Genomic DNA, 13739 nt, shown 5'->3' with positions numbered 1-13739 from the left:
GCTATCTCTTCGCGTTTCTTGGCTTCAGGTGAATGTTGAATGCGGCCAGCTGCTCATCGAAACGGCGGAGCGCCTGGACGGCCTCCTCTCCTCCGTGGCCCGCGAGCAGCGCGCCGAGAACCTCGGCAACCGCGAAGGCTGGTGACATGGTGTGGAAGAAAGACGGGCCATCGGTCGAGACCAGGATGATCGCCGCCGCGAATTGTGCGAGCGGCGCGACTTCGCTGTCAGTGATGGCTACGACCTTGATGCCGCGGCTTTGGGCATATTCGGCAATCTCGATCGTTGCGCGGGTGTAAGGCAGAACGCTCGCGACGAGCAAAACGTCTTCCGCCGTTGCCGTGCCGATCGCATCCGCGCCTGTCCCGGCGATGCCATCGAGCATGGTCGATTTCTCACCGATGAGCGTCAGAATGTAATAAAGATGCCAGGCGATGGAGTGGCTGGCGCGCAGGCCCAGACAATAGACACGGCGAGCCTTTGCCAATGTTGATGCGGCATTGACGATCCGATCGAGGGAGTGCGGTTCGGCAAGTCGGGCGATCTGTCCGCCGATCGAATTCAGCATTTCCGCCGCAAGCGCGTGATCGCCCTTTAGTTTCTGGCTCAGGGCCTGGGCTCCGGCCTTCCCAGCGAAGCCGGAATCCCCACCGCGCATCGCCTCGGCATAGAGTTCGCGGACATTGTCGTAGCCATCCAGCCCCAGATGCTTGGCAAAGCGTGTCATCGTCGCTGGTTGTATGCCGGCTTGGCGAGCTTGCTCGCGCATGGACAGCAGAGCGACATCGCTCGGATGATCGAGCACGTAACGCGCAGCCGCCTGCAACTGAGCCGACATGCTGTCGAAGGCCTTGATGATCGCTTCTGCTAAAGGTCCCTGGTTCATGATCATTACCTACATGTTTTCGATTTGAATTGCAACGTATGTTTCATTGTGCGATATAATGATCTACATGGATCATATTTAGGCAAGTTGACTAAGATGAATGCAGAAACTGCTTTGAATTCGATTGCAATAGCCGTTGCGCCGAACGGGGGCCGCCGTACGAAGGTTGATCATCCTGCCATCCCGTTGACACCAGCCGAGTTGGCGAGAACGGCGGCCGAATGCCTCGAGGCTGGCGCCGCCATGATCCATGTCCATGTCCGCAAGCCGGATGGCTCGCATCTGCTTGACGCCGACGCCTATCACGCCGTCATTGCCGCCATAGAAGCGGAGGTGGGCGATCGGATGATTGTTCAGATCACCAGCGAAGCGCTCGGACTATATCGACCGGCCGAACAGATCGCGGTGGTCAAAGCCGTGAAACCCGAAGCGGTGTCTCTAGCGCTGCGCGAGCTCGTTCCGGATGAAACATATGAATCGGAGTTTGCGGGCCTGCTATCGTGGATGAAACGGGAGCGAGTTCTGCCGCAGATCATTCTCTACGATCCGGCAGAGGCTCTTCGTCTTGCTGACATGATGCGACGCGAACTTATCCCGTGGAATGACATACCGACCTTATTCGTGCTCGGCCGCTATACGGTCAACCAGCTGTCTCACCCGCAGGAGCTGTTGCCGTTTCTAGCAGCGAACATGCCACGATTTGCCCATTGGAGCGTCTGTGCCTTCGGACGCCATGAGGCGGCGTGCGTGGCCGCAGGCGCTCTGCTCGGTGGAAACGTTCGCGTTGGTTTCGAAAATAATATGTCGCTGCCCAATGGCACGCCAGCGCAGGCGAATGCCGATCTCGTCAGCATCGTCAGGACACCTCTCAGCCGGTTTGACATCGTCACACAAACTGGCGAAGAACTTCGCGAGCGGCTTCACAGGATATCGAGCTAGGTAGCGGATGAGGGCGCCAGGCTTGAATTTGTCCGGCTCAATCCTGTGTGTAGAAGGCAATTGTGATCAACCGTGCTCGCAAGTGATTACGGCAATATAATTGCCCAGCGTTGCGTGGAATATTTTCACGCCCGCTGGTTCGAATCCCTTCACATCAATCATTTTGGCTGCGCCCACAGCTTAACGGAATGACTTCGAGCCCGCCGGTCTTGCGGGATTAACCGTGCCCTCTTCATGGTGGCGGCGGCTTACGCAGCGCTGCTGTCCATGTGCTGACGTGATTGGCGACGGTGATGACATGTTCGGCGATCGTGAGACCGGAGACGGCTTTTCTCGGCCTGAAGTCGTGGTCCCCATCTTCAAGCCATAGAATTTCGATCATGCTGGAGAGCTTGTAACCAGAGAGCTCTTCTCGCGATCCAAACAGGTCGCGCGTTCCATGGCAGATGAGAGTAGGCGTCTTCATTTCTTCAAGATGAGCGGTCCGCAAGCTCTGCGGTTTTCCGATGGGATGGAACGGGTAGCCGAAGCACAGCAGTCCGGAAATCTTGCCCGTATCGCGAAGCTCATCCGCGATCATGCTGGCCACGCGTCCGCCCATGGATTTTCCCGCGATGACGAGGGTTCCTCGCGCACCGAGTTCATCGATCACGGCTTCATATTCCCGCTTCAGGAGTTCGGCGCGTGGGGGAGGCGACCGTTTTCCGGTGGAACGTCGTGCCGACATGTAATCGAACTCGAACCGGACGACCCGCAGGCCCTTGTCGGCAAGTGCGGACGACATGTTTTCCATCCACGTCGTATCCATTGCACCGCCGGCTCCGTGGGCAAGGACGATCGTGATGTTGGCGTCTTGAGGGCCGGTAACGAGAAAGTCATGGGGCATTCAGATTTTCTCTTGGTTCATGACACCACTGTCATACCGATGCGGGAGCCGCTGTAAAAGAGCCTGTCGCGATCCACAGAACAGCAGCAGGTACCGTCTTGTGCCCCGCGCCTGATGTAACAGCCATCTCCCGTATCCGTCGCGCATTTCCGTAGTGCTCTTCGACGCTTCAGAAGGAAAGCACCTTTGAGAGATCTGCGAAGCGAGGCGCACTTTCCCTCGAACGATCCTGCAGATTTAGATGGTGACCTGGTCTACCTATGAGGTCTTGCTTGTGGAATGCACCGGGACTTTTGCCATTTCCACGGCATCCCGAGATAGCCACTGATGGGCTGAAATTGCAGCCTGAAGCTCCGGAAGCGTGCGGTTGCCTTCCCTGAACAAGGTGACGACAGTGGCGGCCGCGATTTCGTACTCCGCGGCGGCGTGCTCGATACCAATTGCGTCCGCCATACATGTCACTCTGATTTTCAGGGCTTTCTCGCGAAAACACCTAGATTGAAGAGCTGAACGCGGCGGTTGTCGGCAGCTTCCGTTTTCGAACCTGCAATCGGGAAATATTTACCGACGCCGACCGCAAACAGACGGTCTGGCTGGACCGCGAAGGTTGTCGCAAGAATTTCCTTGATCGCGTCCGCGCGCCGCTGGCTGAGGTCGAGATTGTGCTGATCGGTTCCGGTCGAGCTGGTGTGGCCGACGACCAGGAATTTATAATCCCAGAGGTTCGGATGATGCAGGGCATCGGCAATCATGCCAAGCGTGCGGTAGGATTCCGGCTCGATTGCGACCGAGTCGTTCTGGAAGTCCACTTCCACGACCATCTGAGGCAGATGGACGACCTTGCTCCAGTTGGGAAGACCGGCCATATCCTTGCCCGAGGCGCTCATCGCTTCCTGACGAAGCAGTTCGACATCGACGATCGGCGCCGCATTGGTGAGCTTGTCGAGACCGGTTACGATCCGCTGCTCGGACACCTGCTGTGCCGATGCGCAGGCCGGAACGACCAGGGTCAACGCTAGGGCGGTCATGATGCGTGCTCTGATGTTCATCGGCTTCATCTCCATCCGGCATCGGTGATTGCTTGATTGCATTTGTCTCCGACGAGGCGCTGCGTCTTGATCAGGCAGGCGAGTATGTAACCGTCGCCTTTGACGCCCCGGCAATGCTGAGCCATGTCATGGGCGCAGACCTTTTCATAAGCTGCCTGTGCGTCTTCGCGCCGCCGGATCGACGTCGCGACGCTGGAAAGAGATGCGGTACAGGTGGGGGACACCTTCGTCGTATTCTCTTTCAGGCAATCCGCGATGCGGCCGTTTCCAAGATTGACTCCCTTGCAGAGCTTCTTGATGTCAGCGCCGCAATCCTTCGCAAGTATCGAGACCGCATCCGCATAGCTGACAGTTTCAGCTTTCGCCATGCCTGCGGAGATCATTCCCGCCCATAGCAATCCGCAAAATAGCCTTCCAGTCTTCCTCATCATTATCTCCCTTGTTCCCAAAGTGCAGCGATTTGGCGCTTTCGAAGAAGGGACCGTTGAATGGTGTCGACATCACGGTCCCTTGCCGTCGGCATTCACATAAACGAGTATTTCCTATGTTGATTGCCGCTCCGAACGGCTTCGCCTTTCCTCTATCTCGGGTCCTTCACCGCGACATAGACAACGGCGTGGCCGCTATATTGCGGTTCGAACCAGTTCCCGCCGCAGTCCTGATAGGAGATGCCCTTCACGACGACTGCGGTGCAGGCAGGCGGAAGCGTTGCGATCACGGTTCCAACGGCGATTGCCGTTGCCGCTCCCCATACCGCTGCGGGTGCGGGCCCCCAATATCCCGGCCAATAGGGCCCCGCCGGTGGTGGAACCGGCCCATACGGTCCGGGGTGCGGCCCAGGAGGAATCGGGCCTGGGCCGGGATAGGGATGAGGCCCCGGATGCGGGTTCGGATGGGGTGTTGGCGTCGGCGGGTGAGGGTGCAGCCCGGACGGATTCGGGTGTGGAGCGGGATGTGGGGTCGGATGAGGTGCCGGGTGTGGCCTCGGCCCATGAGCGGGATGGGGCGCCACCGCTGGGTGGAAGCGCGGCTGGAAATGCGCAGGCGCGTTGAAGCCGCGAAAACCCCCGCCGCCGGGATGAAAGCCGCCATGAAAACCGCCGCCGCCAAAATTCATGCGGGGCATCCGGCCGCCAAAGCCGCCTCTCGCTTCCGCGATGTGAGGCGCAACAAGAGCCGTGACGAGAAGTGCGGATAGAAAGATGCCGGGCTTTTTCATTTCTTGTCCTCCTCGCCGAGGAACTTGATTTTTTGAGCGCCTTCGGCCGGCTTGTAGGCGAACGTATCCTCCGGGATCGTCGCGTTTTCCGTCCATTCGAGAATCGAGGTGATCCTCGGCCGGGTGAGATCTTCGCGGTCAACAAGGGAAATTTTCAGGGGAAGGGGGGCGCCTTGCGTGGCGATCCAGATTTCCGCGTCCTGATCCGGCCCCCGATACGCCCAGTGATTGGTTTCCTTACCATTGATATTGGCATGCCCGACGAAGAAGCCCTCGCGGATCAGGTTGATCGGCGCGTCGGGCGTTCCCCAGGAGAAAAGATCCGCCAGCGGGAATGTCAGATGATATTTCTGGGCGGCCTGCTCCAGCGTGTCCTTGATGGTGGGCGGCGCTGATACCTGAGCGTAGACGTTCTTGTCAGGCGACGCGTAGATAAGCGTCTTGCCGTCGTAGACGAGTTCGCCGTGAACGACGTCAGTCGCGAGATCGATGCGCAGGTGGTCGGGTCTTTTGACCTCATAGGTCGCTGTGCCGCCAATTTCGAGCTTCTGGTCGGTCTCGAGAATCACGTCCGCCGTCGTTGTCGCCTTCAGGCTGAAAGTCTGCAGCGCTTGCAGATGCTCGCCCATCTTCTTGAGGGCCTCGATGGATTCCGGCTCGATTCGCGGCTCCTTTGCATGCTGCTCCTGCGCGCTCATGCCGTTTGCAGCAATGAGCAGTACTATTGTCGCGAGCAAGAGGCGCGACCGTTTCAAATGAAGCATCGCATTGCCTTCCTTTCTCCCGCATGGATCGGGACAAGGTAAGGCTAGGCGTTCGGTGTAACGTCAAGGAAGTACGCAACGGTAAACACAGACGTAAACGCATACGTAGTTGCACGGTTGTCATCATGCTACGATGTCGAAAGTCCCGCTGATCTTGCGGCGGCGAGGAAAGCGTCTCTCGCATCGTCGGGACTGGCATTGCCCTCGAAGACTTCAAGGCAGATACGAAGAGCGTCGTCGCGCTCGGGATTGTGATCCGGCTCAGGCCAGATGTCCATGAGGCAATCGGCGGCTTCTCGAACCGTGGTGATTACCTGACGTCCGTGTGGGTGCGGCAGATCGATGGCCACAGGGGTTCGCCACTTTGCGTCATACATGTCCCGCTTCCTTTCGATACCACTCTCCAAGATCGTACGAGAGACAGCCATGGAAAGTTGCAGCGACATGAAGTCGGATGACGCCTTTATCAGCTTTTATCTTTTCTGAAACGCAAGCCTCTGAGGATTCTCGGTCCATAGATCACGCAGGCGATGGATGCGGCGAGCATCAGCAGCGAGATCGCCAGCTGGACCATGTCGTATCGCAGGGTACTTTCCGCGAAGAACCATCCGGAGATGATACCGGCAATCGCAAACGGCACGCGAACGACAATGGGAAACCACATCGGATGAGACCTTCTCTCAAAGAAGCAATAGCCGCTTCACCATGGGACCAAGTTGAGAATACGGCAGGAAGGAAGCGCCTGCCGCAAGCAGCGGCAAAAGCGCAGGCAAAAGAAGCGGCCAAAGGTTGCCACGATTAATGAGAAAGCTCGACATGTTCGTCGACGCCACCCAAATTGGCTTGGCATCATGAACGTCGACGAATTGCTCGTCTTTCTCGTCGTTGCACATGTTGGCGCCAAGAATAGTTCGCTCATTCCAGCGTTCATAGTTCGTCGTCCTGATCATCGCTGCAAGGACCGCTTTCTTCTTCAGCTGCGTGATTCGGGCTGCAAGGCCGACGAGCGGAAGCGCATAGTAGAGCGTCACGACCGTGAGCCATCCTGCGCAGATCGTGGTGAAGAAGGTTGCGGTCATGCTTTCGTGTTGCATGACGTGACCGATTGATGCAGCGGCCACACAGCTGACAGCGAGGGTGAAGAGGCTGTAGCCGGTGGGATAAAGGCCGAGAAAGCCAAGACCTGCGTGACCATCGGGATGTGTGACCACCAGCCGTAGGCGGCACTCCGAGATATCGGCAAGAAAGCTCGCCCAGACGAGATGCTTCCAAGCGAGCCTGCTGAGAAGAAACCAGTAGATCGTGTTGCTGACCAGCAGACACCATATGCCGGCAACGGTGAGCGAACTTTGCGACGTTGCCCATGGCGGCGCGCCGCCGCTCAAGAAATTCGAGGCATTTGCTGTCGAGGCTGCCAGGGCGACCAACAGGCATACCGCCTCTGCGATACCGGATGTCGAACGCTTTCTCGCGTTTTCGACGGCTTTCGTCGCCTCCGTATTCGATATGGTTGCGATCAACGGCACCCGAAACAGCAGGTTGGTGCATTCATCAATCGCGAACGCGATCGGCTTTTCCGCCAATGTTAGCAGCACGGGCGCGATCAGGAATTTCGCCCAGGCTCCCCAATCCCGCAGGAACACGCCTGCAAGATAGGCGCCGCCGGTCGAAAGCAGCATCAGAAGTGGTACGATCGCCGTCAATGTCGCAAGTACAAAGGCTCTCCAGCCGCGCTTGCGTATCCCCATCCGCGAGACCAGCCGGTAGTAGGGGCCGCCATGCATGATGCGGATCCTGCTATCATCGTCGTCATGGCTCAAGTGTTGCCCTCCGCCGTCGCTGATACTTTGGCCTTCTGCGCGAGCAACGAAGCGTGTCCGGCAGCACTGCTGCCCCTGTCATCGCCGCCAACGTTCACCGTCGGCTGTGCAAATTCGATGCCGTTCGCCTTAAAGGCTTCGCGGATTTTCAGGTAGGCCTTGCGGCGGATGTAGGTCTGCATTCCGGGCACGGTCATCATCCCGAAGCTCAGCACCATGCCGTAGTCGCTGAACTCCTCGACGCCCTTCAGCTTCAGTGGCTCGATGAACAGGGGTCCCAACTCCGGATCCTGCTTTAGATCCGCGCCGATTTGCTTGGTAAGCTTGCGGGCTTTCTCGACATCCGTATCGAAACCGACAGACACACGAAATTTGTCGATTACCCAGTCGCGGCTCATGTTTTCGACGGCGCCGAGTTCGCCAAACGGGACGGTGAAGACCGGACCTCGATGATGGCGCAATCTTACGGAGCGCAGGCTGAACCCTTCGACGGTGCCCTTGTAGTTTTTCGCCTGGATATATTCGCCGACCCGGAAGGCGTCATCGAACATGTAGAAGACGCCGCTAATGATATCCTTGACCAGCGTTTGCGAGCCGAAGCCGAGGGCGACGCCGAATATTCCGGCACCGGCGATCAACGGAGCGATCTGTACGCCGAACTCGGATAGGATGATTAGACTAGCCATCACGATGACCGCCACGGCAAGCGCGTTGCGCAGGATTGGCAGCAGGGTGCGGAAACGCGCCTGGCGGGCCGCATCGGCCGGGGCAAGGGCCGATGTATTCGACGGCGCGACCAGCTTGCGATCGATCCAGTTCTTCGCGAGCTGCCAAACCAGATCGGCAAGGAGGAGGATCAGGACGCTTTTCAGGAGCCCGTAAAAAATTGCGGTGACAGCGGGATTGCCGTGGCCCAGCCCTTCCGGGTTCAATTGCCAGACGATGGCAAGCCAGCCCGCAGCTGCCGCGATGACGAGCGCTCGGGCGCCGCGAACGACGAGCACACGCCTCACTTCCGAGGCTTCGCTGCGGACCACGCTTTCAGCAGCACGGCCGACGCCTAACAAAAGGACAGGCAGCGCTACGATATAAAGGCCAAGCCAGAACAGGGTTTTGAGACCGAATGCCCACAGGCCCCAGACAACAACAAGCAGGAGCGTCAAGGCCGCCTTTGAATTTTTCGGGCGCTGCCATGAGGTCCAAGTGGCTTCGATCGCTACTACCAGTGCGATGATGGAGAAGCCGATCGAGGTTGCATCGGCGACGGTCTCAGCGACGCCGAGCGGACGTGCCAAAGCAGCACTGGCAATAGCGAAAGACAGGACCGCCATAAGAATGCGGCCTCGCAGGCGAAGCGAGGGTTGGGAAGCTGCAAAGCCGATCAGCGTCGAACAGATGCGAAAGACGACGAAGCCACTAAGATAGGCAAGAAGGACGAGACGGGCGAGGGGTGGCCAATCAACGGCAAAGAAGATGATGGCGATGCCTAAGGCGAATACGCCGATAGGGGCAAGCCGCGCCATCAGTCCATCGCTTGACGAGCGGACACTTCTATACAGCCACTCGGCGGCGAGGCCAAATGCGACAAGGCCGGCAAAGATCAGGAAAACGGGTGCGAAGCCATGTGCGATCGCATCCTGGCGTACCCGCAGGAAGGCAGAGAGAAGTTCCGACGGTACCGAGGGAATAGCGGAGATGATCTCATTGATATGGGCTCTGGTGGAAGCCTCCCAACCCGCCAAGCCTCCGGTGGACGGCACACCGGGAGATTGGGGAGCGGGCGCTTTCGCTGGCTGTGTCGTCAGCCAGCTGCGAATGTCGGGGTCTTGAAGGAGCTTGACGAGATCATCGATCTTCTGTTGCTGGGCCGGGCCTGCAGCGGCTTCCATATTGGCACCGACATTGAGGAACGCGCGGACCGGCAGCCAGCTCATTGCGATGGCTTTCTAATCGGGAACTGAAAATTCAGACCCGCGAAAATCTGCCAGCGTGGCGCCCCCGGACCATCGTTCCAAACGGTATATTGCGGCTCGATGAAAGCGTTCATCGTCGCGCCGTTTTGAAGCGGGATGACCTTGCCGGCGCCGAAGCCGACCGGGATGTAGCTGCTGCCGTTTTCCAGATTGAAATTCCAGGTCGCCGAAGAACGCAGGTACCAGCCGTCTTTCAGATTGAAATTCACGATCGGCTGGAAGGTCAGGAGATTGACGTCTTCACGATCCTCCTTGCCCGCAAATGAGGCTTGATAGGTCACCAGTCCCGCCAGCAGTCCCCAATCCTGTGGGGCGACGACGATGCCGGCCGCGCCTGCCTGCCACTTTCCATTGCCGAGTTGGGTGTCGGTTGCCGTCGGCAATACGACGAGCGGCCCGCCGCCAAAGGTTATTTCGCCCTTTTTCGGTAGGACGAAGATATCCATCAAGGTGAGATCGCCAAGGCCAGTGACATAGCCGCTCGGTGTATCTGGAGACGTTGCAACGGGCAGCGTGAACCTGAACAATTGCGGAAGCCCGCCGAGATCCGACGGCACAAGGCCGCGCAGGAGAAACTGGTTTGCTTTCGGATCGCCAGGCGTATCGGCAAAGCTCGGTATGTAGTAATCCTGCAAGTTGATCGTAATTTTCGGTGTCAGAGGATTGTTGGCTTCGTTGACATCGGTATGCTCCTGAGCAGCCGCAGTCCCCGCCGAAAGAACACATATGATTGCAATCCAAGTCTTCATCCGAGCAGCCTCCACATCAGCTGCCGCCATGAAGTCATGTTCGCCGCGGGCGCGCGAGTACGCAACGGTAAATCTTCGTGTAAACGATGCCGTTGCGGCGTCCATGGCAAGGTATTTACGGTAACGTACTTACCTTTTCCGGCACAAGATCTCATAGTCGATCGAAAACCTCCTTGGGGAAGGTCGTCGTTACGATGGATAAGCGCGACAGCGAAGCCGGTCATGCGAGCAAAACGGCACAGCGCGGTCTATGGCGACTCATGCTCAAGCTGCCGGCGTTAAGGGGACGGCTTCAGATACTTGCCGCAAGGAGCAGGCAGTTCGACGATCTTTTTGAAGCGTACGAGGAAGCAAGCCATGCGCTGGAGCGATTTCAGCGGGAGGGTAAGGGCAATCGTCTGGTTGAAGAATACGAGGCCGTCTGTCGTGACATCGAAGCAGACATCATCCAACATATTCTTCAAAGCGGATCAGACGTTTCAAATTGAAACGTTTGCCTCTGGGCAGGTTTAGCCCGCATTGGTTTTGTTCGCAATTTGTATTGCAACCATCCATTATATAGTTATAGATACAATAGTCCTACATTAGTATTTACGTATGTGGCGGCTGGGGATATGGGTAGCAAATCGCACGAGATCGGAGAGCGGGAAGCCTCCCTCGACAGCGCGAGACTTGAGCTTGAGCGGTTGCTCGGTGACGACAGGTTTCGCGTGTCCGATCGGCAGCGCGACATTCTCCGTTATCTAGCCGAACGCCGGCTCGCAGGATGTGAAGAGGGTGTGAAGGCCTATTCCATTGCCCTTGACGTCTTGGGCCGACCAAGCGGGTTCGATGCTGCAAATGACCCCATCGTTCGAATCGAAATCAGCCGCCTGCGCACCAGTCTTGAAAGCTATTACAGCGTATTCGGCGCGGAGCTGGGCGTATCGATACATATTCCGAAGGGTAGCTATCTAACGCTGTTTCTCAAAACGCCGCTGGTTCGAGAATATCGGACCCTTGCTATCACAAACGAGCTTGTCCGTCCGACGAAGGCGTCGGGGCTGGAGTTTGCGATCACGCCAGTAAAGCGCCGCCGCTATTGGATCGCGGTCGCAGGAGCAGCACTGGCGATACTTGGCCTGCTTGCGGCGGCTGGCCTTCTGCGCCTGTCGCCGGCGATAACGACCAAACCGACACTGACTGTAACAATGTTGGCCGCCTCGCCCGACATGGTTGGCGAAGCTGGCCTCGCGCGGGACATGTTGCTTGCTGCGCTCACGCAGTTTCAGACAGTTGTGGTGGCAAAACCAACCTTCGCTGCCGTGCGGAAGGGTGGCACCGAACGCAGCTACGATGTCGAGATCAAATACTACGGCGATAGCGATGATCGAAGCGTCTGGTGGCAAATTGTCGACCGTAGTTCCGGCGACCTGCTGAAGTCGGGGGTCGAGCGGGTGGAGGCCAATGGTCGAAGTGTTGCCGCGGTCCAGGAGGACATGGCTGGCATATTGGCAAGGCGAATTGCAGCGACCCGAGGCATCGTCAACACCATCGAAATGCAGCACAGTCCCAAGGGGGCGCTCGGTAATGCGTGCGTGCTTCGGGCGGAGTTCGCTTTGGACGAGGGCGGAAGCCTCGACGCTGCCGCAGCCGCCGACTGCTTGGAACGCACACTAGTGCGGGTGCCTGATGATCCCGACGCGAATGCTCTTCTAGCCCGCGTCCTGTTATCGCCACGCGGCCACCCGATCGATGCTGCTACGCGTGCTCGCGCGCTCGCGCTTGCGAAACGGGCAACCTCGCTTGCGCCATTGTCCGATCGGGCCCAGACGGCCTTAATGACGGTACATTTCCTCGATGGCAGGGCTGACGCTGCCATTGAGGCGGGCAATCGGGCGATCTCGCTCAACCCTCATAGTCCCGAGGTCGCGGCATCCATGGGGCTCGTGCTATTCTCGTCAGGCTATTGGAAGGCAGGCGTGGATTTGGCGCGGACGGCCAGCAACGAGAGCGATGCACCGCCCCGCGATGCGACGTTGGTGCTTGCGCTCGACGCCTATCGAAACGGTAACTGGTCGGAAGCATCGTTGCTTGCGGAGCAGGTCAACTGCACCGACTTTATGGTTCGTGCCGTTAGAGCGGCAGCTTTGGGCCAGCTCGGCGCGCCGGATGCCAGTGCGCGTCTCGATGATGCCGAGGGGCGTGATCGCGATTTCGAGCGCCTTTTTCATCAGCGAATGGCAGCCGCTCGAATGCAGCCCCAGATCGTGGCGGATCTCGAAAACGGACTTTCCAAGGCCGGCGCCAATTTTGCCGCTGTGGCCGGCAACAGCCGGCCGTAACTTACGCCTGCATTTACGGTTGCGTACTTGTACGGAATTCTGGTGCGCCCCATCCTGCCGTCAATCGTAGAGATTTGTAAATGTGTTCGAGGGGAAACGCATGAAGTCGCATCATATGACCCGCCTGCTGGCTGCGAGCATTTCCTTGTTGCTATCGGGTTCCGCGATTCACGCAGCGGAAAATGGGACTGGCTTCTATCTGCTCGGATCCAAAGGTCCCGCCGCGGGGATCACGCCGCCGCCGGGTGTCTATTATCAGAATGATATCTATATCTACTCAGGCGATCTGGGTGGGGGCAAATCCCTGCCGGTCGGCGGTAAGGTTGCCGTCGGTGTCAGGGGCGACGCGGTCTTCGAGCTGCCGACCATTTTGTGGATACTTCCGGAAGATGTCGCAGGAGGGCGATTTGGTTTGTCGGTTACGTTGCCGGTCGGCTGGATGAAGACATCGGCGGACGTGACCTTGACAGGTCCTCGTGGGCGCACCCTTGGTGGCAACGTGACCGACACGGTCTTCACGGTTGGCGATCCTGTTATCAGTGGCTTGCTGGGTTGGGAAAGCGGCAACTTCCATTGGCAGACTGGTGTTATGGTCAACGTGCCGATCGGCGACTATCAAGACGGCGAAATCTCCAACGTTGCGTTTCATCATTGGGGCGCGGACGTATCAGCATCTTTGACCTGGTTCGATCCTTCGATAAACCTTGATCTCTCAGGAACGGTCGGGATGACCTTCAATGCCGAAAATCCCGCAACGAATTATCGGACCGGAAACGAGTTTCATTTTGAGTGGGCCGCGGTAAAGCACTTCAACGAACAGTTCGACGCCGGCTTGGTTGGCTACTACTATCAGCAAGTGACCGGCGATAGCGGAGAAGGGGCCACTCTCGGCAGCTTCAAGGGACGTTCGCTGGCAATTGGCGCGACGATCGGCTGGAATTTCAAGGTCGGCGAAACGCCAGTGTCGACCCGCCTAAAATACTTCCACGAGTTTGATACGAAAAACCGCGCCGGGGGTGACGCAGTCTATGTCACCTTCTCCGTACCGCTATCCATTACCAAGCCGGTGGCCGCACAATAGGCGACCTTAAATCCGTGGATGCCGATCCTCGAGCAGGTGGGCGAGAGAT

General features: G+C 58.1%; 16 protein-coding genes. 4 read left to right on the top strand and 12 right to left on the bottom strand.

Annotation, left to right across the window (positions count from 1 at the left end; genetic code table 11):
* Nucleotide 1 precedes the first annotated feature (1 nt).
* A complete protein-coding gene (locus tag PH558_RS31835; protein WP_285208256.1) occupies nt 2-886 on the bottom strand; it encodes a MurR/RpiR family transcriptional regulator in 885 nt (294 codons plus the stop codon).
* Between the two features lie 96 nt (nt 887-982).
* Here PH558_RS31835 and PH558_RS31830 point away from each other — a divergent pair, with 96 nt between their 5' ends.
* Nucleotides 983-1825, top strand: a complete 843-nt coding sequence (locus PH558_RS31830; protein ID WP_285208297.1) for a beta-keto acid cleavage family enzyme — start codon at nt 983-985, stop codon at nt 1823-1825.
* A 232-nt stretch (nt 1826-2057) separates the two neighbouring features.
* Here the strand turns inward: PH558_RS31830 and PH558_RS31825 are convergent, their stop codons facing one another.
* The 11 genes from PH558_RS31825 to PH558_RS31775 form a co-directional block, all read right to left on the bottom strand.
* Entirely contained in the window at nt 2058-2711 is a 654-nt protein-coding gene (locus PH558_RS31825; protein ID WP_285208255.1) for an alpha/beta fold hydrolase, read from the bottom strand.
* A gap of 258 nt (nt 2712-2969) precedes the next feature.
* The gene (locus PH558_RS31820; protein WP_285208254.1) at nt 2970-3164 is read right to left on the bottom strand and encodes a hypothetical protein; all 195 of its coding nucleotides are present in this window, start codon (nt 3162-3164) and stop codon (nt 2970-2972) included.
* A 17-nt stretch (nt 3165-3181) separates the two neighbouring features.
* Nucleotides 3182-3760 carry an OmpA family protein gene (locus PH558_RS31815; RefSeq protein WP_285208253.1) on the bottom strand — a complete coding sequence of 193 codons (579 nt, stop codon included), beginning with the start codon at nt 3758-3760 and terminating at the stop codon, nt 3182-3184.
* A gap of 5 nt (nt 3761-3765) precedes the next feature.
* Entirely contained in the window at nt 3766-4188 is a 423-nt protein-coding gene (locus tag PH558_RS31810; RefSeq protein ID WP_483314219.1) for a cysteine rich repeat-containing protein, read from the bottom strand.
* Nucleotides 4189-4340: 152 nt separating this feature from the next.
* Nucleotides 4341-4979 (bottom strand): hypothetical protein, encoded by a 639-nt coding sequence (locus tag PH558_RS31805; RefSeq protein WP_285208252.1) that lies wholly within the window; start codon nt 4977-4979, stop codon nt 4341-4343.
* On the bottom strand, nt 4976-5743 hold the full coding sequence (locus PH558_RS31800) for a DUF2092 domain-containing protein (RefSeq protein WP_285208251.1): 768 nt from the start codon (nt 5741-5743) through the stop codon (nt 4976-4978). Before PH558_RS31800 ends, PH558_RS31805 begins: the two co-directional genes overlap by 4 nt.
* Nucleotides 5744-5871: 128 nt before the next feature.
* On the bottom strand, nt 5872-6120 hold the full coding sequence (locus PH558_RS31795) for a DUF982 domain-containing protein (protein ID WP_285208250.1): 249 nt from the start codon (nt 6118-6120) through the stop codon (nt 5872-5874).
* Nucleotides 6121-6209: 89 nt separating this feature from the next.
* On the bottom strand, nt 6210-6407 hold the full coding sequence (locus PH558_RS31790; protein ID WP_285208249.1) for a hypothetical protein: 198 nt from the start codon (nt 6405-6407) through the stop codon (nt 6210-6212).
* A gap of 16 nt (nt 6408-6423) precedes the next feature.
* Nucleotides 6424-7563 (bottom strand): hypothetical protein, encoded by a 1140-nt coding sequence (locus PH558_RS31785; protein WP_285208248.1) that lies wholly within the window; start codon nt 7561-7563, stop codon nt 6424-6426.
* The gene (locus tag PH558_RS31780; protein WP_483314218.1) at nt 7560-9497 is read right to left on the bottom strand and encodes a mechanosensitive ion channel family protein; all 1938 of its coding nucleotides are present in this window, start codon (nt 9495-9497) and stop codon (nt 7560-7562) included. Before PH558_RS31780 ends, PH558_RS31785 begins: the two co-directional genes overlap by 4 nt.
* Nucleotides 9494-10285 carry a hypothetical protein gene (locus tag PH558_RS31775; RefSeq protein WP_285208247.1) on the bottom strand — a complete coding sequence of 264 codons (792 nt, stop codon included), beginning with the start codon at nt 10283-10285 and terminating at the stop codon, nt 9494-9496. Before PH558_RS31775 ends, PH558_RS31780 begins: the two co-directional genes overlap by 4 nt.
* Nucleotides 10286-10479: 194 nt before the next feature.
* Here PH558_RS31775 and PH558_RS31770 point away from each other — a divergent pair, with 194 nt between their 5' ends.
* From PH558_RS31770 to PH558_RS31760, 3 genes are all read left to right on the top strand, one after another.
* A complete protein-coding gene (locus tag PH558_RS31770; protein WP_285208246.1) occupies nt 10480-10773 on the top strand; it encodes a hypothetical protein in 294 nt (97 codons plus the stop codon).
* Nucleotides 10774-10899: 126 nt separating this feature from the next.
* Nucleotides 10900-12609 carry a tetratricopeptide repeat protein gene (locus PH558_RS31765; RefSeq protein WP_285208245.1) on the top strand — a complete coding sequence of 570 codons (1710 nt, stop codon included), beginning with the start codon at nt 10900-10902 and terminating at the stop codon, nt 12607-12609.
* 100 nt (nt 12610-12709) lie between these two features.
* A complete protein-coding gene (locus tag PH558_RS31760; RefSeq protein ID WP_285208244.1) occupies nt 12710-13690 on the top strand; it encodes a SphA family protein in 981 nt (326 codons plus the stop codon).
* The last annotated feature ends 49 nt before the right edge of the window (nt 13691-13739 follow it).

The organism is Rhizobium pantanalense (assembly GCF_030182525.1).
Classification (GTDB): Bacteria; Pseudomonadota; Alphaproteobacteria; order Rhizobiales; family Rhizobiaceae; genus Rhizobium.
Note: the sequence above shows the minus strand (reverse complement) of the source record. Positions and strands in the feature narration are given on the sequence as shown.